The organism is Nocardiopsis dassonvillei subsp. dassonvillei DSM 43111 (assembly GCF_000092985.1).
Taxonomy (GTDB): domain Bacteria; phylum Actinomycetota; class Actinomycetes; order Streptosporangiales; family Streptosporangiaceae; genus Nocardiopsis; species Nocardiopsis dassonvillei.
In genome coordinates this window covers 301,247-320,985 of the sequence record NC_014211.1, presented here as the reverse complement: position 1 = coordinate 320,985, position 19,739 = coordinate 301,247, and the positions used below count along the sequence as shown (strand labels likewise).

Below are 19,739 nucleotides of genomic sequence, written 5' to 3'. Positions count from 1 at the left end.
GGGGCGGTTCCGGGAGCGCGCCGAGGCGCGCTCCCGAACACGGGGCCGTTCTCAACGACCACCGTCCGTGAGAGGTTCCCGGGCGGGGCGTCTTTCGTGTCCTGATCTGGTCACATGTGGAACCGGCCCCTCGCACGCGGCGTCAGAGCGTCAGTAGGATTGCCCGGCCCCGGGGAACACGCAGGCAGGGGACGTGCACGGCCTCGCTCCCCCATGCCCCACCGCGAAACGAGGAACATTGGCCATCGAACTCCTGCTGCTGCTCATCCTGGTCGGCGTCGCCGTCGTGATCGGCGTCCTGGTCTACGCGCAGCGCGCCAAGAAACCGAAAACGGCCCCCGAGCCCCCCGCGCCGCCTCGGGACCCCTTCGCCGACACGGGCGACAGCACCGCGGGCGACCCGCGCGCCATCAAGGCGGGCGACATGATCGACTGGGGCACCGAGCGGACCTGGATCCGCGGCACCCTGCGCCTGTCCGAGGGCGGCTTCACCTGGTCCGAGCACTTCCTGGAGGTCGAGGGCGGCAAGCGCTGGCTCTCGGTGGAGGAGGACCCCGACGTGGAGCTGGCCCTGTGGACCGGCCGCCCCGACCTGGACATCATCCCCCAGGGCAAGAGCATCGAGCTGGAGGGCACCGTCTACCGGCTCCAGGAGAAGGGCACCGGCTCCTACCGCTCCGAGGGCACCACCGGGCTCAAGGCCTCCGGGGGCCTGGACTACGCCGACTACGAGTCCGACGACGGACGGCTGCTGTCCTTCGAGCGCTTCGACCACGGGCGCTGGGAGGCCAGCACGGGCACCAAGGTCGCCCCGGGCACCTTCACCATCTACCCGGGGAGCTGACCGGAACGTGCGCGCGAGCATCAGCGCCCCCTTCGTCGACACCAGCGCCGACGACCTGGTCTGGGCCCTGCGCCACCCGCTGGTCGACCCCCTGGCCGCCCGCACCGTCCGGGTGCCGGGGGCCCGGGTCGAGCTGCGGGTGCTCGGCGCCTCCCACCAGGTGGTCGTCACGCCGGAGCCGTCGCCCGGGGCCCTGGTGCCCGAGGAGCCGCTGGTGGAGACGGTGGCCTGCCTGCCCGGCCTCCCCGGCGGTCTGCCCGGCAGCGCCGACCGCCCCGACCTGGGCGGCTACCGTTTCGGCTCGCGCGTGGAGTCCCTGTCCCGCACCGAGCTGGCCCGCCGGGTGGAGGGGATCCACCGGGAGGTGGACGACTCCCCCGGCGGCCTGCTCGTCGCCTTCCCCGGCGATCCGCTGGCGGTCACCGCGCTGCACCTGGTCCCCGGCGGACCACTCGGCTGGCGCACCTGGCACGCCTACCCCCAGAGCGGCGAGCTGGTGACGACCACCTCGACCGTGACCCTTCCCCCCACTTCCGGGAGAACCGCACCATGAAGGCATACGAGGAGCCCGCGGACAACGGCAACAGGAACGTCATCATCACGGTGTTCGTCGTGATCGGCGTCATCCTGCTGGTCCTGATCCTGCTCAGCGCCTGCTCCAACAACAGCAACAACTACTGCCCCGACGACGACGTGGTCCAGATCGAGGGCTATGACGACGACGACTGCGACGGGTCCTCGGGGTCCTCCGGCGGAGGAGGGTTCTTCTTCTTCGGCGGGGGCACCGGCGGCGGCAGCAGCTACAGGGACAACAACAGCAGCAGCTACAGCGGCGGCAGCAGCAGCAACGGCAGCGGCAGCAACTACCGCGGCGGCGGCAGCGGCTTCGGCAAGTAGTCTCCTTCCCCACACGTCACGAACACGTCAACCGAAATCCCCTACCTGCGAACAGGACCATGAACGAGATCCTCCTCAACGCGCTCGGAGCCCTCGCCTACGGCGGAGTGGGCATCGTCATCCTCGTGCTGGGCTACCTCCTCACCGACCTCCTCACCCCCGGCAAGCTGCACGTGCTGATCTGGGAGAACCGCAACCGCAACGCGGTCCTGCTCGTGTCGGCGAACACGCTGGGCTCGGCCATCGTCGTCACCTCGGCGATCCTCTCCAGCGAGTCCGAGATCGGCCTGGGCGCGGGCCTGCTCTCGACCGCCGTCTACGGCCTGATCGGCCTGGGCGTGATGGCGCTGTCGTTCGTGCTGATCGACCTCCTCGTCCCCGCCAAGATCGCCCAGATGATCAGCAACGACGAGCCGCACCCGGCCACCTGGGTGAGCGCCTCCGCGCACGTGGCGATCGCGGTCGTCATCGCCGCGGCCCTGACCTGACGCCCCTCCCCCCACCGGCCCCCTGCCCCGGGCAACCGCACCACCGCACCACCACACGAAGGCAGTTCCGTTGACTGAGACCACCGTCCGCGCACGGCCCCGACTGCCGGTATCCGCCAGGGCGGCCCGGTTCCTCGTGTTGTTGGCGGTGTTCGTCTGCGCCGCCTGCGGCCTGGTGTACGAGCTCGCGCTGGTCGCCATCGGCAGCTACCTGCTGGGCGACAGCATCACCCAGGCCTCCGTGGTCCTGTCGGTGATGGTGTTCGCGATGGGCGTGGGCTCCCTGTTGTCCAAGCGCTTCCAGGCGCACCCCGCCGCGGCCTTCGCGGTGATCGAGGGCCTGCTCTCGCTGGTCGGCGGACTGTCCGTGCTGCTGCTGTACGGGGCGTTCGCCTGGTTCTCCGCCTACCAGCCCGCCCTGGTGGTGCTGTCGTTCGCCATCGGGCTCCTCATCGGCATGGAGATCCCGCTGCTGATGACGCTGATCCAGCGCATCCGCAGGCAGGAGGCCTCCGACGCGGTCGCCGACCTGTTCGCCGCCGACTACGTGGGCGGCCTGATCGGCGGCCTGGCCTTCCCGTTCCTGCTGCTCCCGCTGCTGGGCCTGCCCAAGGGCGCGCTGATGGTGGGCGCGCTCAACGCCGTCGTCGGCGTGGCGGTGGTGCTGTGGCTGTTCCGCGCGGAGCTGACCCGGCGGGCCTACGCGGGCCTGAGCCTGGGCCTGGCGTTCATCATCGCGGTGCTCGGCCTGGCCTACGCCTACGCCGACCAGTTCGAGGTGGACGCGCGCCAGGCGCTGTACCGGGACCCGATCGTGCACGCCGAGCGCTCGGAGTACCAGGAGATCGTGCTCACCCGGTCCCTGGACGGCCAGGACGTGCGCCTGTTCCTCAACGGGAGCCTCCAGTTCTCCAGCCTGGACGAGTACCGCTACCACGAGTCGCTGGTGCACCCGGCGATGGCGGGACCGCACGAGGACGTGCTGGTGCTGGGCGGCGGCGACGGCCTGGCCCTGCGCGAGATCCTGGCCTACGACGACGTGGCCTCGGCCACCCTCGTGGACCTGGACCCGGCCGTGATCGAGCTGGCCTCGACCGACCCGGTGATCAGCGACCTCAACGGGGACTCCCTCGAGGACCCGCGCGTGGACGTGGTCAACGCCGACGCCTTCCAGTGGCTGCGCGAGAACCGCGAGGAGTTCGACGTCATCATCGCCGACCTCCCGGACGGGGACTCCGTGGGCACCGCCAAGCTCTACTCGGTGGAGTTCTACGCGCTCCTGCGCCACGCCCTGTCCGAGGAGGGCCGCATGGTCGTGCAGGCGGGTTCCCCCTTCTTCGCTCCGGAGGCCTACTGGGGCGTGGGCGACTCCCTGGAGGCGGCGGACCTGGCGGCCACCCCCTACAACGTGGACGTGCCGAGCTTCGGCAACTGGGGTTTCTACCTCACCTCATCCGGGTCCGCGCCCGAGCTGCGCGTCCCCGACGACGCGCCGCCGCTGAGCTTCCTCGACCCGGCCCTGCTGGAGGCCGCGCAGGTCTTCCCCAAGGACCGCCGCGAGGAGGACGTGGAGGAGTCGACCCTCATGCACCCGAGGATCATCGGCTACCACCAGGGGGCCTGGCGGGGCTACTGACGCCGGTCCGCGGACCGGCGCCGCCTCGGCGAGAAAACACCGCGCGGCCTGAGGACTTGGGCCAGTGGGCGGCCACGCGGTGTGTCTGGGGAGGGGCTGGTCGGGGGCCCGGTCCCGTCCGGGGACGGCGGTCGCGGGTGGAGAGTCGGACGGAAGGTCTGCGGCGCCGGACGGGGCAAGGGTGCGCTTCCCCGCGTTCCCCGACGACCTGGGCCCATCCTGACCTGCCGGTCGAAGTCGGAGAAACCGCCACGCCGCATCCGACACCGGCCCAGCCAACCCCTTACCCAGACTTTCCCGCCCTTTTCCGGCTTCCCGACCGCTCGCCCGCCCCCGTGGCGGCGGGTCCGCGGAACCGCCCGCGGGCCGTGTGCCGCGTCGGATCCCACCGGCCCCGGTTCCCGCGGCGGGCCCGCTCAGGCGCGCTCCAGGGCGGCGAGGGCGGTGACGGCGCCCAGCTCCCAGCAGGCCTCGCGGTCCCGGGCCGCCGGGCGGCCGGTCACGGTGACCGGCGGGCGGTGCCGCCGCCACCCCATGCCCTTGGCGATCGACTCGACCGACCGGACCGCGCCGGAGGCGTCGTCGTCCCCGTGCACGTACAGCGCGTAGGGCAGTCCCTCGGTCGCCCCCTGGGCGGGGTAGAAGACCGTGTCGAAGAAGACCTTGAGGGCGCCCGACATGTACCCGATGTTGGCCGGGGTCCCCAGGACGACGGCGTCGGCGCCGAGCAGGTCGCTGGCCGTGGCCGACAGCGCCGCCTCCGCACGCACCTCGACCCCCTCGATGTCGTCGTCGCGGGCGCCCTCCAGGACCGCCTCCAGCAACTGCCGGGTCGCGGGCGAGACCGTGTGGTGAACGATGAGCAGTCGTGCCATGTCCCCCACACTAGGAGGCGGCGGCGCGCCACCGCCGCCTCCCGCACGGCGCCACCCGGCACCGGCGCCCAGCCGACGCCCGCAGCAGAAAGCCAGGCCCCGCCATGAGCCAGCCCCCGCACGGTCCCGGTGACGGGTCCGCGGACCGCGACCAGCCGCCCATGGGCCCTCCCCCCGCAGGCATGCCGCCCACCGGCTGGCAGCCGCCCCCGGGGCCGCCTCCCGCGCCCGGCTTCGCCCGTTCGGGCCCTCCCTCCCCGGGCAAGCCAGGAGGCGCCAGGGAGTACTCCCCCTGGCTGTTCCTGAGCCTGGGCTGCGGCGCCCTGTTCCTCATCGGGATCCTCCTGGTCCTGCTCATCGTCCTCGTCTTCGACGACCGCGCCGAGCGGAGCGAGGGCGCGCTCGGACCCCTCGGACACGGCGGCGCGTCCGTCACCGGGGACCGCACCACCGCCTGACCGCGCGGCGGCCGGGAGGGGTGTGTGTCCTCATCCGAAATTCAGCGGGAAAAAGCCGGAAAACATGTCCTTTCCTCCGAATTCTCCGCGCCACAGAAAGGACATCGCACCCCGTAAGGGCATGATCGCGCAATTCCTTCACCCGGCCGCGCGCGGAGAACGCGGATGTCGGACATTGACCGGCCATTCGACGTTACCTAAGGTGCGACGGCACGCGCACCACCCGCTCGCACCACCGTGCCAGCAGGACATACGCGGACGTAACAACCGTTCTCGCCCGCCCCGGCGGCGCACACGCAGGAACGAGGAACACATGCCGCACAACGTCCGTGCCGCACTCGTCCAGACCGAATGGACGGGCGACACCGAATCCATGCTCGCCGTCCACGAGGAGCACGCGCGCGACGCCGCCGCACGGGGCGCGCGGGTGATCGGTTTCCAGGAGGTGTTCAACGCCCCCTACTTCTGCCAGGTGCAGGACCCCGAGCACCACCGCTGGGCCGAGGCCGTCCCCGACGGCCCCACCGTCACCCGCTTCAGGGCCCTGGCCAGGGAACTGGGCATCGTCATGGTCCTGCCGGTCTTCGAGGTGGAGTCCCCCGGCTTCTACTACAACACCGCCGCGGTCGTCGACGCCGACGGCAGCTACCTCGGCAAGTACCGCAAGCACCACATCCCGCAGGTCCACGGCTTCTGGGAGAAGTACTACTTCCGCCCCGGCAACCTCGGCTGGCCGGTCTTCGACACCGCCGCCGGGCGCATCGGCGTCTACATCTGCTACGACCGCCACTTCCCCGAGGGCTGGCGGGCCCTGGGGCTGGCCGGAGCCCAGCTGGTGTACAACCCGTCCGCGACCAGCCGCGGCCTGTCCGCCCACCTGTGGAAGCTGGAGCAGACCGCGGCGGCCGTGGCCAACGCCTACTTCGTCGCCGCGATCAACCGCGTGGGCGTGGAGGAGTACGGCGACAACGACTTCTACGGCACCAGCTACTTCGCCGACCCGCGCGGGCAGTTCGTCGGCGACGTCGCCTCCGACACCTCCGCCGAGCTGGTCGTACGCGACCTGGACCTGGACCTGGTCGACGAGGTCCGCCGGCAGTGGGCCTTCTACCGCGACCGCAGGCCCGACGCCTACGGCCCGCTGGTCCGGGGCTGAGGGGGCGCGGCATGGCACGACGCACCGTCATCCGCGGCGGCCTGGTCGTCACCGCGGCCGAGGAGACCGAGGCCGACGTCCTGGTGGAGGGCGAGAGGGTGGCCGCGCTCGCGCTGCGCGGCAGCGACGCCGCCCGCTCCTGGGCCGACAGCGGCGCCGAGGTCATCGACGCCGCCGGGCACTACGTCGTCCCCGGCGGGGTGGACGGCCACACCCACATGGAGATGCCCTTCGGCGGCACCTCCTCCTCCGACACCTTCGAGACGGGCACCCGGGCCGCAGCCTGGGGCGGCACCACCACGATCGTCGACTTCGCCATCCAGCGGCCCGGGGAGTCGGTGCGCGCGGGCGTGGACGCGTGGATGGCCAAGGCCGAGGGCAACTGCGCGGTGGACTACGCCTTCCACGCGATCCTCTCCGACGTCAACGCCTCCTCGCTCGGGGAGATGGACGCCCTCGTCGGCGAGGGCGTGACCTCGTTCAAGCTGTTCATGGCCTACCCGGGCGTGTTCTACAGCGACGACGGCCGGATCCTGCGGGCCATGCAGCGCGGCGCCGCCAACGGCGCGCTGACCATGGTGCACGCCGAGAACGGCATCGCCATCGACGTGCTGGTCGAGCAGGCCCTGGCCGAGGGCAGGACCGACCCGAGGTACCACGGCGAGGTGCGCAGGGCCCTGCTGGAGTCGGAGGCCACCCACCGCGCCGTCCAGCTCGCCCGGGTGGCGGGCGCGCCGCTGTACGTGGTGCACGTCTCGGCGCGGGAGGCGGTGGAGGAGCTGGCCCGGGCGCGCGGGATGGGGCTCAACGTGTTCGGCGAGACCTGCCCCCAGTACCTGTTCCTGTCCGCCGACAACCTCGCCGAGCCTGGATTCGAGGGCGCCAAGTACGTGTGCTCCACTCCTCTGCGGCCCCGGGAGCACCAGGAGCACCTGTGGCGAGCGCTGCGCACCAACGACCTGTCCGTGGTCTCCACCGACCACTGCCCGTTCTGCTTCGCCGGGCAGAAGGAGCTGGGCCGGGGCGACTTCTCCAGGATCCCCAACGGCATGCCCGGGGTCGAGCACCGCATGGACCTGCTGCACCAGGCCGTGGTGGAGGGCCGCATCGGCAGGCGCCGGTGGATCGAGATCGCCTGCGCCACCCCGGCCCGCATGTTCGGCCTGTACCCGGCCAAGGGCACGATCTGCCCGGGCTCGGACGCCGACATCGTGGTCTACGACCCACGCGCCGAGCAGGTCCTGTCGGCCGAGACGCACCACATGAACGTGGACTACTCGGCCTACGAGGGCAGACGGGTCACCGGCCGGGCCCGCACCGTGCTCTCGCGCGGCCGGGTCGTGGTGGACCGCGGCGCCTACCTGGGCGAGGCCGGGCACGGCCGGTACGTGCCCCGGTCCACCTGCCAGTACCTGGTCTGAACGAGAGGGCAGCACATGGACATCGGACTCGTCCTCCAGACCGACCCGCCCGCCGACCTGCTGGTCGAACGGATGGTCCGCGCGGAGGGGTACGGCTTCACCCACGGGTGGACCTTCGACTCGGTCGTGCTCTGGCAGGAGCCCTTCGTCGTCTACAGCCGGATCCTGGAGCGCACCAGCGGCCTGGTCGTGGGGCCCATGGTGACCAACCCGGGCACGCGCGCCTGGGAGGTGACCGCCTCGCTGTTCGCCACCCTGAACGACATGTTCGGCAACCGCACGGTGTGCGGGATCGGCCGGGGCGACTCGGCCATGCGGGTGGCGGGCCGCCGACCCGCCACCCTGGAACGCCTGTCCCGGGCGATGCGCGCGATCAAGGACCTGGCCGAGGGCCGGGAGGCCGACGTGGAGGGCGCGGCCCTGCGCCTGCCGTGGGTGCGCGACGGCGCCCTGCCCGTGTGGATGGGCGCCTACGGGCCCCGGGCACTGGAGCTGGCGGGCCGTCAGGCGGACGGCTTCATCCTCCAGCTGGCCGACCCCTACCTGACCGAGTGGATGGTCAGGGCGGTGCGCACGGCCGCGGCCGACGCCGGGCGCGACCCCGACGCGGTGACGGTGTGCGTGGCGGCGCCCGCCTACGTCACCGACGGCTCCGAGCGGGGGCTCGCCCACGCGCGGGAGCAGTGCCGCTGGTTCGGCGGGATGGTGGGCAACCACGTGGCCGACCTGGTCGCCCGCTACGGCGACTCCTCCGACGCGGTCCCACGGGAGCTGACCGACTACGTCAGGGCCCGGCGGGGTTACGACTACAGCCACCACGGCCGGGCGGACAACCCCGACACCGCGTTCGTCCCGGACGGCATCGTCGACCGGTTCTGCCTGGTCGGGCCGGTGGAGGAGCACGTGGAGAAGCTGGAGCGGCTCCGGGAGGCGGGTGTGGACCAGTTCGCGGTGTACGCGATGCACGACGACGTGGACGGGGTCATCGAGGCCTACGGGCGCCACGTCGTCCCGGCCGTGTCCTGACCCGCGCCGCGGGGCGGAGAGCCGGAGAAGGCCGGGACCAGGAAGGCCGCGGCCGGGGACCGGCGCGCAGGCGGGGGACCGCCCGGACGGGACGGGCGTCCGGACGGGCGCGTCCTTGCCCGGGGCCAGGCGCATACCGTCGTGCAGGGGCGGTCCCCCACCGCACGGGCGCGTCCCTTCGGGGTGCGCGGTCCCGTGGTAACCCTCCCGACCCGCCCACGACACCTGTGCGCCTTGTGACGTGCGAGGATATTCGGCGGCCCGGAACGAATCCGGACTTTTCGCCGCCCTTCCCGGGGTTCCCCCGCCGGGTCCGGCAGCGCTCGTATCCCCCGCCCTCCCCGTCCGCCCACCGAGACCAGGTGACCCGTGACCCACAGCCCGACCCCGGCGGAACCCGCCGCCGTCACCCACCCCGACGGCCGGGTGTCCCTCGCCGAGGGGACCTCCCTGCCCGAGGGCCCCTACGTCAACGCCGACCTCCAACCCGTCCCGATGTCCCGGCGCACCTGGGGCACCGGCAGCTTCGGCGCCCTGTGGGTGAGCATGTCGGTCAGCATCCCGGCCTGGACCCTGGCCAGCGGCCTGATCGCGGCGGGCATGGACTGGCGCCAGGCCATGCTCGCCGTGGTCCTGGGCAACCTCGTCGTCCTGCTGCCCATGGTGCTGACCGGCCACGCGGGCGCCAGGTACGGCATCCCCTTCCCCGTGTTCGCGCGCGCCTCCTTCGGCCTGCGCGGCGCCAACCTGCCCGCGCTGCTGCGCGGCGCGGTCGCCTGCGGCTGGTACGGCATCCAGACCTGGGTCGGCGGCCAGGGGGTGTACATCCTGCTCGGGCGGCTGCTCGGCGACGGGTGGACGGGGTCGGCGGCGCTGGGCGGCCAGCCGTGGACGCTGTGGCTGTCCTTCGGCCTGTTCTGGGTCGCCCAGCTCGCGATCATCCTGTGGGGCATGGAGGGCGTGCGCCGGACCCAGGTGTGGGCCGCGCCGCTGATGATCCTCGGCGGCGTCGCGCTGCTGGCCTGGATGGCCGTGGAGGCCGGGGGCCTGGCCCCGATGCTGTCCCTGGACTCGGGCGAGCCCCTGGACTGGGGGCCCTCCTTCTGGGCGCTGTTCTTCCCGTCGCTGATGGGCGTGATCGGCTACTGGGCGACCCTGACCCTCAACATCAGCGACTTCACCCGCTTCTCGTCCTCCCAGCGCGCCCAGGTGGTGGGCCAGACGCTGGGCCTGCCCACCACGATGACGCTGTTCTCGCTGCTGGCCGTCATGGTCACGGCGGGCACCGCGGCCGTCTACGGCGAACCCCTGTGGAACCCGATCGACGTCGTGGCGCGGATGGACAGCGGGATCGGCCTGCTCTTCGCGGTCTTCGTCGTGCTGCTGGCCACGGTCTCCACCAACATCGCGGCCAACCTGGTCGGTCCGGCCTACGACCTGTCCAACCTCAGGCCCCGGCTGATCAGCTTCCGCGCCGGGGCGATCACCACCTGCGTGCTCAGCGTGCTGATCATGCCGTGGCGGCTGCTGGAGAACGAGAGCGTCTACATCTTCACCTGGCTGGGCACGGTGGGCGGCCTCCTGGGCACCGTGGCGGGCGTCCTGCTCGCCGACTACTGGCTGCTGCGCCGCACGCGGATGAACCTGCCCGCGCTGTACGAGCGCGGCTCGGAGTACTGGTACCGGCACGGGTGGAACTGGCGCGCCCTGGTGGCCTTCGGCGTCGGCTCGGTGCTGGCCGTGGGCGGTTCGCACTCCCCCGAGGGGTCGGGCCCCTTCCCGGCCGAGGGTCTGGTCCCGTTCCTGGCGCCGCTGGCGGACTACGGGTGGCTCGTGGGGCTGGCCAGCGGCCTGCTGCTGCACTGGGGCCTGGGCGTGCTCCTGCCCCACCGGGACGCGGGGGAGCGGGCCGCGAGGAGGACGGAGGGGGCCGCCGCCGGCTGAGCGGGCCCCGGGGTCAGTCCCGCCGGGTCCACTCCCCGTGGGCGGACCCGGCCGTCAGCGGGAGCCCGACGCCGAAGGCGCCCTCATCGTCGTAGAAGTGCTCTTCGCCTTCTTCGTACTCTTCGAGCTCTTCGTCCCAGTCGTGTTCCATGCCCGGCTCTGCCCTTCTTTTCGGCATCGTCTCATCGACGCTCGGCGCTTGGAGAAGGTTGTCCCGGCTGCGGGGCGCACCGGCGGTCCGGGAGCGCGGAGGACTGCCTCACTCCGCGCTCCGCGGGGTCACCTGTAGCCGTCGGGGTTGGCCGACTGCCAGCGCCAGGCGTCGGCGCAGGCCTCGGCCACCGTGTGCTCGGCCCTCCAGCCCAGTTCGCGGTTGGCCAGCCCCGGGTCGGCGAAGCAGGTGGCGATGTCGCCGTCGCGGCGCGGCCCCACCCGGAAGGGGATGGTGTGGCCGCAGGCCGCCTCGAAGGCGCGGATCGCCTCCAGGACGGAGGTGCCCCTCCCCGTCCCCAGGTTGAAGGCCCTGAGCCCCTTCTGCGAGGCCAGGTGGTCGAGCGCCGCGACGTGCCCCCGGGCCAGGTCCACCACGTGCAGGTAGTCCCGGACCCCCGTGCCGTCCGCGGTGTCGTAGTCGTCGCCGAAGACCGTCAGCTCGGGCAGCCTGCCCGCGGCGACCTTGGAGATGTAGGGGAAGAGGTTGTTGGGGATGTCGTTGGGGTCCTCCCCGATCAGGCCGCTGGAGTGTGCGCCGACCGGGTTGAAGTACCGCAGCACGGTGATCCGCCAGTCGGGCGCGCTCACCGCGAGGTCCTCCAGGATCCTCTCGCCGAACAGCTTGGTCGCGCCGTAGGGGTTGGTCACCCGCAGCGCGCTCCCCTCGGCGATCGGCACCGTGTCGGGGTCGCCGTAGACGGTGGCCGAGGAGCTGAACACCAGGTCGCGCACCCCGACGCGGTCCATCGTCTCGGCGAGCGTGAGCAGGGCGTCCAGGTTGTTGCGGTAGTACCGCAGCGGCTGGCTGACGGACTCCCCCACCGCCTTGAGCCCGGCGAAGTGCACCACGGCCTCGATGCCGTGCTCCACCAGGACGCGCTCGACGACGCCCTGCTCGGTGCAGTCGCCCCGCACGAACGGGATCCGCGCGCCGGTGATCTTCTCGACCCGGCGCACGGCCTCCTCGCTGCTGTTGACCAGGTTGTCCAGGACGACCACCTGGTGCCCGCGCGCGACCAGCTCGACCGCCGTGTGGGAACCGATGTACCCGGCTCCTCCGGTGAGCAGAATCCTCAAGGCCCTCTTCACCCTCCCTGTCGTGGGGCCGCGCCGGACGGCGCGGCCCCTGCCTTCCCCCGAACCCGCCCGGTTCAGAGGAGCTTGCCGAAGACCTGCTCGACCACCCGGGCCGCGGCCTTGCCGTCGTCCAGGGGGCAGAACTGGTTCACGAAGGCCTCGTACCGCTCCCTGTGGGCCTCCTGGACCCCGTCGATGTCGCGGATCGAGTCGATGACCTCGTCGGAGGTGCGCAGCAGCGGGCCCGGGGCGGTCTCGGCGAAGTCGAAGTAGAACCCGCGCAGGCTGTCGCGGTACTCCTCCAGGTCGTAGGTGAAGAACAGCATCGGGCGGCCGGTGTTGGCGAAGTCGAACATCAGCGACGAGTAGTCGGTGATGAGGATGTCCGTGACCAGGAACAGCTCCTGGATCTCGGGGTAGGCCGAGACGTCGAAGACGAAGTCCTTGCCCACGTTCGGCACCCGGTCGACGATGTTGGGGTGCCTGCGGAACAGCAGCACGTGGTCGTCGCCGAGGGCGTCGTACAGCCGCCGCAGGTCCAGGTGCAGGTCCAGCTTGTACTTGCCGACGGAGTAGAACTTGTCGTCGCGCCAGGTGGGCGCGTAGAGGATGACCTTCTTGCCCTCCGGCAGGCCCAGGCGCTCGCGGACCGCCTCCGTCACCGCCTCGCGCTCGGGGCGGTGGAAGATGTCGTTGCGCGGGTAGCCGGTCTCCAGGATCTCGTTCTCGAAGCCGAAGGCGCGGCGCAGGATCGGGGTCGCCCAGGGGCTCGGGGAGACCAGGTAGTCCCACTGGTTGGTCTCGTGCCGGAGCCGGTCGTGGTAGTTGCGGCCCGCGAACTGGACGTGCTCGATGTCGAAGCCGATGCGCTTGAGCATCGACCCGTGCCAGGTCTGCACGACCTTCTGCCCGGGCTGCTTCTCGAACCACATGGGCAGGTGGGCGTTGGAGACGATGAACTCCGAGCGCGCCAGCGCCTCGAAGTACTCGCGGCTCGTGTGCCGGACCTCGGTCAGCCCCGGGGGCAGGGTGATCTGGCGGTTGCGCACCATCCACGACATCGGCGTCTCCACGCCGCGGCGCCGCAGTTCCTCGTACATGTCCCGCGGGCTGTCGGAGAACTGCTTGCCGGTGTAGCTGTCGAAGACGATGCCGGGCAGCACCGGCTTGCGGCGCAGCTTGGGGTAGACCTCCTCGCGCAGGACCTGCTGCGCGTAGGACCCCTGCTCCTCCGGACGCAGCACCGAGCCCAGGCGCAGCACGGGCCACCCGCGGCCGTCCGGCTTGAGCTCCAGGTCGAAGCCGCCCTCCTTCTCGGGGGCGGGGAACTTGGCGGTGCGCAGCTCCCGCGAGAAGCCGATCCGGCGGTCGTCCCACTGGTTGTCGCCGGTGGCGGTGCGCAGCAGGAAGCGGTAGTTGCCGGGCGTGAGGGGCACCTTCGTGCCGAAGTTGGGGATCGCGGTGGGCGGGACGGAGGCCGAGAACCGGCCGTCCGCGGCCTCCACCGGGAACAGGTGCTCCTCCATCCGGCCGACGGCCTTGACCACCAGGGAGAGCTCTCCCGTGGGGGTCTCGGGGAAGTCGCCCCGCAGGTCGAGGACGTCGTCGTCCCAGGAGACGGCGGTGAGCAGGGGCTGGGGCCGCTCCACCCGGACCCTGGTACGCCCGGCGAAGTCGGGGAGCACCCGCACGCTCAGGCCGGAGTGCGCGTAGCGGCCCTCGGGGCCGTCCTCGGCGAAGGGGATCCACCGGGAGCGGCCGGAGCCGTCCCGGAGGTGGACCGACCAGTCCTCGTAGGGGTCGCTGCCCGCGATGGCGTCCCTGTCCTGGTAGCCGTCGGTGAGGGCGGCCAGGTCGGCGAGCACGCGCACGGACGCGCCGTCGGTCTCCACCTTCGCCGGGACCTCGACGTCGCCGGGGAAGCGCTGGACGTAGGCGCTCAGGCCCTCGGTCGGGGTTCCCGTCGCCCGGCCGCTCAGGACCAGGGAGGAGCCCTCGACCGCGGAGCCGTCCAGGACGACCGCCGGTCGCTCGACGGTCAGGCGCAGCTCGAAGTCGTCCACCCAGTGCGGGCGGGCCCACACGCCCGGCCGGACCTGCTCGGGGCCGAGCATCCGGACGTCGGCCGCGGCGGGCTTCTTGAGGCGGTCCACACGGCGGAAGCCGCGGTTGACCACGCCCAGCTCCACGTACCAGTCGCCCTCGTCCCCCAGCTCGGCGGGGTCGATGACGATCCGGTAGCCGCCCCAGTCCTTGCGGGAGGTGGCCACCGTCGGGGCGAGCCGGAACTCGTTGGCCTGGTGCGTGGTCGTGCTCAGCCGCACGCGCCTGCCGTCCTCGGCGTTGACCGCCCAGGCGCGGACCTGCTGCTGGAGGCGCTTGTTGGGCCGCAGGTACTTCAGGCAGACCCGGCCCCCGACGACGAGCTTGCCGTCGACCCAGGTGAGCTCCTCGGCCTTCTGGCGGAGCTTGAGCTCCGAGCGCACGCGGTAGACCGAGCGCGGCACGCCCTGGGCGGGGTCGTCCTTGAACGGGTAGTCCGCGTAGTAGCGGATCCCGTGCCGGACGATCTTGGCCTTCTTGTGCTCGGCGCTCTTGTTGAAGACGATGACCTCGCGCAGCTGCTCGACCTTGCGCTGCCGGATGAGGTGCCACTTGAGGCGCTCGATGGCGGGGAGGTCGCGCAGCACCTTGTCGTCCACCTGGTCCAGGTAGGCGTTGCCGAGCTCGACGAGCCGCCGGGTGAAGTCCGCGTCGGCCCGGTCGAGCACCTGGAGGAAGAGGCGCAGGTCGCTGCCGAGCGCCACCGCGTCCCACCGGCGCTTCTGGAGGGGCGGCTGGTTCTCCCTGAGGAAGTCGCTGACCTTGGTGACCGCGCTGACGCGGTCCTCCAGGGCCTGGGGTCGCAGCCGGTCCTGGGTGATGGACTTGTCGTCGCTCGGGCGCTCGCGCCAGAGGTAGACGGGCGCGGAGAGCACGTCCACCGACTCGGCGAGGAAGTGCAGGGGGATGGCCACGGGGATGTCCTCGTGCAGGACACCGACGGGGAAGGTCATCCCGTGCCTGTCCCAGAAGGAGCGGCGCCAGACCTTGTTGGTGGCCAGCCGGTCCACCAGGAGCGTGTCCTCGCGCGTGATGTGCGTGCCGGTCTTCGCGGTGCGGAAGATCCTGCGGTGCATCGGCGACTGGCGCGTGCCCAGCTCGTTGAGGCGGTGGACGTTGCCGCTGGAGAAGTCCGAGCCGCTCCGGCGCAGGCTCTCCAGGTGGTAGCCGAACGCGTAGGACGGGATCACGTCGTCGCTGTCCACGAAGGTCAGGAAGTCGCCGCGCGCGTGCTCGATGCCGGTGTTGCGGGCGGCGCCCAGGCCGCCGTTCTCCTGCTGGATCAGCCGGAAGCGGGGGTCCTGCTCGGCGTATCGGGCCGCGATGGCCGCGCTGCCGTCCGGGGACCCGTCGTCCACCATCACGACCTCGAGATCGTCCCACGTCTGCACCTGAAGGGAGCGCAGGCACTCGTCGAGATACCTCTCGACGTTGTAGATGGGTACGACGACACTGAGTGCGACCACAAATGACTCCAAGGCTCCGCGGATCCGAACACACCCGTCGCACAGCGGAGGTCGCGCCAGCGCGCGCCCGGTCTACCGGGTGTGGGGGGAGGGTGGATCAGGCTCCCGCTCCTGTCAGCCCGCAGAGACGGAACGACTGACAGGACAGGACAAGGTGGGCAAAGTAGAACCCAGGTTAACCCATGACTTCAAACCGTCTGGAATTGCGTGAACTTCCTCCCCGCCCGGGCGGGAGGGGGCGCGGGGGAGGCCGCCGGGTCGGGTCAGGGGAGGCGAACCCTTCGCCCGCGGGCGCGAGGAGGGGGGCACACGCCCGCGAAAGCGCTCCCACCTCGGACGTGTCGGCCTCGGCAGGGCCCGGCCGCGGCGCCCGCGGGGAAGGCGCCGGGGGCGCCCGCCGCGGCGGTCCGCGGCCCGTGCGCCCGGGGGCGGCGGCGCGCCTTGGATCCCGTCACCCCCGTCCGTGACGCACGACACTCCACGGCGGTCCGGGGTCCTCGGCAGGTCAGGACCCCCGAAGACCCCGGAGTCCCGCGGGGCCGGGGCGCGGGCGCGCACCGGCCCCCGTCGCCCCCGACAGCGGACGGCGGCCGCCCCCGGGCGGGGGGACGACCGCCGCACGGCGTCCGGGGGCCTACTCACCCCTCCACACGGGGGCGCGCTTCTCGGCGAAGGCCGCCGCGCCCTCCATGGCGTCGTGGCTGACGAACACCGGGCCCGTCAGCTCGTTCTGCTTCTCCCACATCTGCTCGGTGGACCAGTCGCCGGAGGAGGTGATGACCTCCTTGGACACCCGCACCGCCAGCGGGCCGTTGGCGGTGATGCGGGCCGCCAGCTCGCGTGCGCCCTCCAGGGCCCCGCCACTGGCGGTGACCCGGTTGACCAGCCCGAGTTCGGCCAGGCGCGGGGTCTCGACGAAGTCGCCGGTCAGTGCGAGCTCCATCGCGATGTTGCGCGGGATGCGGTGCTGGAGGCGCAGCAGGCCGCCCGCACCGGCGACCAGGCCGCGCTTGACCTCGGGGATGCCGAACCTGGCGTCCTCGGCGGCCACGACCAGGTCGCAGGCCAGCACGGCCTCGAACCCGCCCGCGAGGGCGTACCCCTCCACGGCGGCGATCAGCGGCTTGCGCGGCGGGCGCTCGGCGAAGCCGCCGAACCCGCGCCCCTCCACCAGCGGGACCTCGCCGCGCATGAAGGCCTTGAGGTCCATCCCGGCGCAGAAGGTGCCGCCCGCGCCGGTGATGATGCCGACGCTCAGATCCTTGCGCGCGTCGAGGTCGTCGAGCGCCTCGGCGACGCGTGCGGCGACCGCGGCGTTGACCGCGTTCCTGGCCTGGGGCCGGTTGATGGTGATGACGGCGACGCCGTCCTCGGCGGTGTAGAGAACCTCGTCGGACACGGTGCCCTCCCTACTTCGGCGGCATGCGCAGCGCGCCGTCGATGCGGACGACCTCGCCGTTGACGTAGCTGATCTCCAGCAGGGCCCGGGCGAGCCGGCCGAACTCCTCGGCGGTGCCCAGGCGCTTGGGGAAGGGAACCGGCGCGGCCAGGCGCCGCTTGAACTCCTCGGCGGCCTCGCCCTCGCCGTAGATGGGCGTCTCCAGGATGCCGGGGGCGATGGTGTTGACGGTGATGCCGACGGCCGCGAGGTCGCGGGCGGCCGGGAGGGTCATGCCGATGACGCCGCCCTTGGAGGAGGAGTAGGCGATCTGGCCGATCTGGCCCTCGATGCCGGCGAGGGAGGCGGTGTTGACGATGGAGCCGCGTTCGCCGTCCTCGTTGACCGGCTCCGTCTTGGCGATCTCGGCCGCGGCCAGGCGCAGCACGTTGAAGGTGCCGATGAGGTTGACCTGGATGACCTTCTGGTAGCTGTCCAGGTCGTGGGGGTTTCCACTGCGGTCGACGGTGCGGGTGGCCCAGCCGATGCCCGCGCAGGACACGGCCACCCGGAAGGGTTTGCCGGTGTCGACGGCGGCCTGGACCGCGGCCTTGACCTGGTCCTCCTGGGAGACGTCGGTGCGCACGAAGACACCGCCGATCTCCTTGGCGACGGCCTCCCCGCGCTCGGCGTTGAGGTCGGCGACGACGACGGTCGCGCCCGCGGAGGCGAGCTCCCTGGCGGTGGCCTCACCCAGGCCACTCGCGCCGCCCGAGACGAGGGCGGAGATTGCGTTGAGATCCATGGCGGAACTCTACAGAGGATGCGACCTCCGCACTAGAACCAGGTTCGGTTAATTGCGGGTAGCCCCTCCGAACAGGACTTTCACCCGGAATCCGGAGTTCTTCGCGGAACCTCCGTGCACCGTGGTCACGGAGCGCTACCGTCCTGTCATGGCGATGACGACCGCATTAGCATGGGCTCAGGAATCGACCCGGGAGGTTTCGATGACCGCTGAGCCGCTCCCCGACTGGTTCATGCCCCCGCCCGGCGGCTGGACCGCCGACGACATGGACAACCTTCCCCCGGGAGTGCCCCGGATGGAACTCATCGACGGAGCCCTTGTCTTGCTTTCCCCCCAGACCCGATTCCACGCCAAGGTCATGATCCGCCTCGCGGCCCGTCTGGAGGAAGCGGCGCCTCCCAACGTCGACGTCCTCTCGGAAATGACCATGAAGCTCGGCAAGCGCCAACGCCCGGAGCCCGATCTCATCGTCTACGAGTTCGCGGAGGGAGCCGAGGAGCACCTCGACTGGTACCAGGCCACCCACGTCCCTCCCGAAGATGTACTCCTCACTGTGGAGATCGTGTCCAAGGAGTCCCAGGACCGGGATCGCTCCACCAAACCGCTCAAGTACGCGCAGGCGGGTATCCCGCATTTCTGGCGGATAGAGCACGAGGAGAACGGACCCGCTGTCTACGTCTACGAGTTGGACGGCACGAAGGAACCCCGCTACATCCCTGTCACCGTCGCTCGAGAACGCCTCAAGCTGGACCTGCCGTTCCCGATCGACATCGACGTGAGGGCGCTGTCCCGCTAGGTCCCGCGCAACGCGGCGCGCGCCACGCTCCGGCCGCGCGCCGCCGCCCCCGACGGGACCGACCGGCCCTAACTCCTGCCGAAACGCCCCAGGCGGCGCTGTCGGCGCCGCTGGTGCCACCGGGGCAGCGCCTCCCGGGCCAGGTCCGCGGCGCCGATGAGGCCCGCCTCGTTGCCCAGCTCGGCCGCCGCCACCCGGGCCTCCGGACGGTAGCCGCGCCCCGTGAGGTTGCGCCCGAACGCCTCCCTCGCGGGCTCCAGCAGCAGTTCCCCCGCCTCGGACACGCCGCCGCCCACGATGAACAGCTCCGGGTCGAACGCCGCGGCCAGGTTGGCCAGACCCGAACCCAGCCACTGCCCGGCCTCGCGCATCAGCTCCACGCACGCGCGGTCGCCCTTGCGCGCCAGCTCGCTGACCAGTGGTCCGGTGATCTGGGCGGCGTCGCCGCCCACCGCCTGGTGCAGGGCGTCCGCCACCGGCGACTGCGAGGCCACCAGCTCCCGCGCCTCCCGCGTCAGCGCGTTGCCGCTGGCGTACTGCTCCCAGCAGCCCCGGTTCCCGCACTCGCAGCGGTGTCCGCCCGGCACCACCGTCATGTGCCCGAACTCCCCGGCCAGTCCGTACCGGCCCCGGTGCAGGTTCCCGTCGAGCACGACCGCACCGCCGATGCCCGTGCCCAGGTTCACCACCACGACGTTGTGCACGCCCCGGCCCGCCCCGGCGCGCACCTCGGCCCAGGCGGAGGCGTTCGCGTCGTTCTCCACCACCACGGGCAGCCCCAGCCGCAGGGCCAGGGCCTCGCGCAGCGGCTCCCGGCGCCAGGACAGGTGCGGGGCGAACAGCACGTTGGCCCGCCGCTCGTCGACGAAACCGGCGGCGCCCACGCCCACGGCGCGCACCCGGAACTCCCGGCGCAGCTCCCGCACCACCGAGACGATCGTGTCCTCCACAACCGCCGGGCTCTTGCTGCGTTCGGGGGTCTCCGTGCGCAGCCTGGCCAGGATGCGCCCGCCGGGCGTCACCACACCGGCGGCGACCTTCGTCCCGCCGATGTCCACCCCGATCGTCAGGGCGTGCCCGTACCGCGTGTCCGCCACCGTGACCAACTCCAGCGTCCCGGACCCGCGCTCCGCGGGTCAGCCACACATGAGAACGC

At 71.9% G+C, this 19,739-nt stretch carries 18 protein-coding genes; 11 read left to right on the top strand and 7 right to left on the bottom strand.

All coding sequences use genetic code 11. The features are described from left to right. Positions 1 to 238: 238 nt before the first annotated feature. From NDAS_RS25605 to NDAS_RS25585, 5 genes are all read left to right on the top strand, one after another. Positions 239 to 844, top strand: coding sequence for a DUF4178 domain-containing protein (locus NDAS_RS25605; RefSeq protein WP_013156165.1), 606 nt, complete (start codon positions 239 to 241; stop codon positions 842 to 844). A gap of 7 nt (positions 845 to 851) precedes the next feature. Further along, the gene (locus NDAS_RS25600; protein ID WP_013156164.1) at positions 852 to 1,397 is read left to right on the top strand and encodes a DUF2617 family protein; all 546 of its coding nucleotides are present in this window, start codon (positions 852 to 854) and stop codon (positions 1,395 to 1,397) included. Continuing rightward, positions 1,394 to 1,741 carry a hypothetical protein gene (locus tag NDAS_RS25595; RefSeq protein WP_013156163.1) on the top strand — a complete coding sequence of 116 codons (348 nt, stop codon included), beginning with the start codon at positions 1,394 to 1,396 and terminating at the stop codon, positions 1,739 to 1,741. The genes NDAS_RS25600 and NDAS_RS25595 overlap by 4 nt, the downstream gene beginning before the upstream one ends. A gap of 59 nt (positions 1,742 to 1,800) precedes the next feature. Continuing rightward, complete coding sequence (locus NDAS_RS25590) at positions 1,801 to 2,229, top strand: DUF350 domain-containing protein (protein WP_013156162.1); 429 nt, start codon at positions 1,801 to 1,803, stop codon at positions 2,227 to 2,229. 70 nt (positions 2,230 to 2,299) lie between these two features. Next, entirely contained in the window at positions 2,300 to 3,865 is a 1,566-nt protein-coding gene (locus NDAS_RS25585; protein ID WP_013156161.1) for a polyamine aminopropyltransferase, read from the top strand. 416 nt (positions 3,866 to 4,281) lie between these two features. Here the strand turns inward: NDAS_RS25585 and NDAS_RS25580 are convergent, their stop codons facing one another. After that, on the bottom strand, positions 4,282 to 4,740 hold the full coding sequence (locus NDAS_RS25580) for a flavodoxin family protein (RefSeq protein WP_013156160.1): 459 nt from the start codon (positions 4,738 to 4,740) through the stop codon (positions 4,282 to 4,284). A gap of 104 nt (positions 4,741 to 4,844) precedes the next feature. Between NDAS_RS25580 and NDAS_RS25575 the strand changes: the two genes are divergently transcribed. The 5 genes from NDAS_RS25575 (at position 4,845) to NDAS_RS25555 (ending at position 10,745) form a co-directional block, all read left to right on the top strand. Next, the gene (locus tag NDAS_RS25575) at positions 4,845 to 5,198 is read left to right on the top strand and encodes a hypothetical protein (RefSeq protein ID WP_013156159.1); all 354 of its coding nucleotides are present in this window, start codon (positions 4,845 to 4,847) and stop codon (positions 5,196 to 5,198) included. Positions 5,199 to 5,511: 313 nt separating this feature from the next. Then, a complete protein-coding gene (locus NDAS_RS25570; protein ID WP_013156158.1) occupies positions 5,512 to 6,354 on the top strand; it encodes a nitrilase-related carbon-nitrogen hydrolase in 843 nt (280 codons plus the stop codon). Positions 6,355 to 6,365: 11 nt separating this feature from the next. Next, positions 6,366 to 7,775: a dihydropyrimidinase gene (gene hydA / locus NDAS_RS25565; RefSeq protein WP_013156157.1), complete on the top strand. Its 1,410-nt coding sequence runs from the start codon at positions 6,366 to 6,368 to the stop codon at positions 7,773 to 7,775. Between the two features lie 15 nt (positions 7,776 to 7,790). Beyond that, on the top strand, positions 7,791 to 8,801 hold the full coding sequence (locus tag NDAS_RS25560) for a TIGR03842 family LLM class F420-dependent oxidoreductase (protein WP_013156156.1): 1,011 nt from the start codon (positions 7,791 to 7,793) through the stop codon (positions 8,799 to 8,801). Between the two features lie 369 nt (positions 8,802 to 9,170). Continuing rightward, entirely contained in the window at positions 9,171 to 10,745 is a 1,575-nt protein-coding gene (locus NDAS_RS25555; RefSeq protein ID WP_013156155.1) for an NCS1 family nucleobase:cation symporter-1, read from the top strand. Positions 10,746 to 10,758: 13 nt separating this feature from the next. Here NDAS_RS25555 and NDAS_RS29035 read toward each other — a convergent pair whose 3' ends face one another. From NDAS_RS29035 to NDAS_RS25535, 5 genes are all read right to left on the bottom strand, one after another. Beyond that, positions 10,759 to 10,896: a hypothetical protein gene (locus NDAS_RS29035; protein ID WP_013156154.1), complete on the bottom strand. Its 138-nt coding sequence runs from the start codon at positions 10,894 to 10,896 to the stop codon at positions 10,759 to 10,761. Positions 10,897 to 11,024: 128 nt separating this feature from the next. Next, positions 11,025 to 12,035 carry a UDP-glucose 4-epimerase GalE gene (galE, locus tag NDAS_RS25550; RefSeq protein ID WP_013156153.1) on the bottom strand — a complete coding sequence of 337 codons (1,011 nt, stop codon included), beginning with the start codon at positions 12,033 to 12,035 and terminating at the stop codon, positions 11,025 to 11,027. Between the two features lie 74 nt (positions 12,036 to 12,109). After that, positions 12,110 to 15,604 carry a bifunctional glycosyltransferase/CDP-glycerol:glycerophosphate glycerophosphotransferase gene (locus NDAS_RS25545; RefSeq protein ID WP_041553414.1) on the bottom strand — a complete coding sequence of 1,165 codons (3,495 nt, stop codon included), beginning with the start codon at positions 15,602 to 15,604 and terminating at the stop codon, positions 12,110 to 12,112. Positions 15,605 to 16,238: 634 nt separating this feature from the next. Beyond that, entirely contained in the window at positions 16,239 to 17,003 is a 765-nt protein-coding gene (locus NDAS_RS25540; RefSeq protein ID WP_013156151.1) for a crotonase/enoyl-CoA hydratase family protein, read from the bottom strand. Between the two features lie 10 nt (positions 17,004 to 17,013). Beyond that, complete coding sequence (locus NDAS_RS25535) at positions 17,014 to 17,787, bottom strand: SDR family NAD(P)-dependent oxidoreductase (RefSeq protein ID WP_013156150.1); 774 nt, start codon at positions 17,785 to 17,787, stop codon at positions 17,014 to 17,016. Positions 17,788 to 17,989: 202 nt separating this feature from the next. Here NDAS_RS25535 and NDAS_RS25530 point away from each other — a divergent pair, with 202 nt between their 5' ends. Further along, a complete protein-coding gene (locus NDAS_RS25530) occupies positions 17,990 to 18,583 on the top strand; it encodes a Uma2 family endonuclease (RefSeq protein ID WP_013156149.1) in 594 nt (197 codons plus the stop codon). Positions 18,584 to 18,651: 68 nt separating this feature from the next. Here NDAS_RS25530 and NDAS_RS25525 read toward each other — a convergent pair whose 3' ends face one another. Beyond that, positions 18,652 to 19,680 carry an ROK family glucokinase gene (locus tag NDAS_RS25525; RefSeq protein WP_013156148.1) on the bottom strand — a complete coding sequence of 343 codons (1,029 nt, stop codon included), beginning with the start codon at positions 19,678 to 19,680 and terminating at the stop codon, positions 18,652 to 18,654. Positions 19,681 to 19,739: the final 59 nt, after the last annotated feature.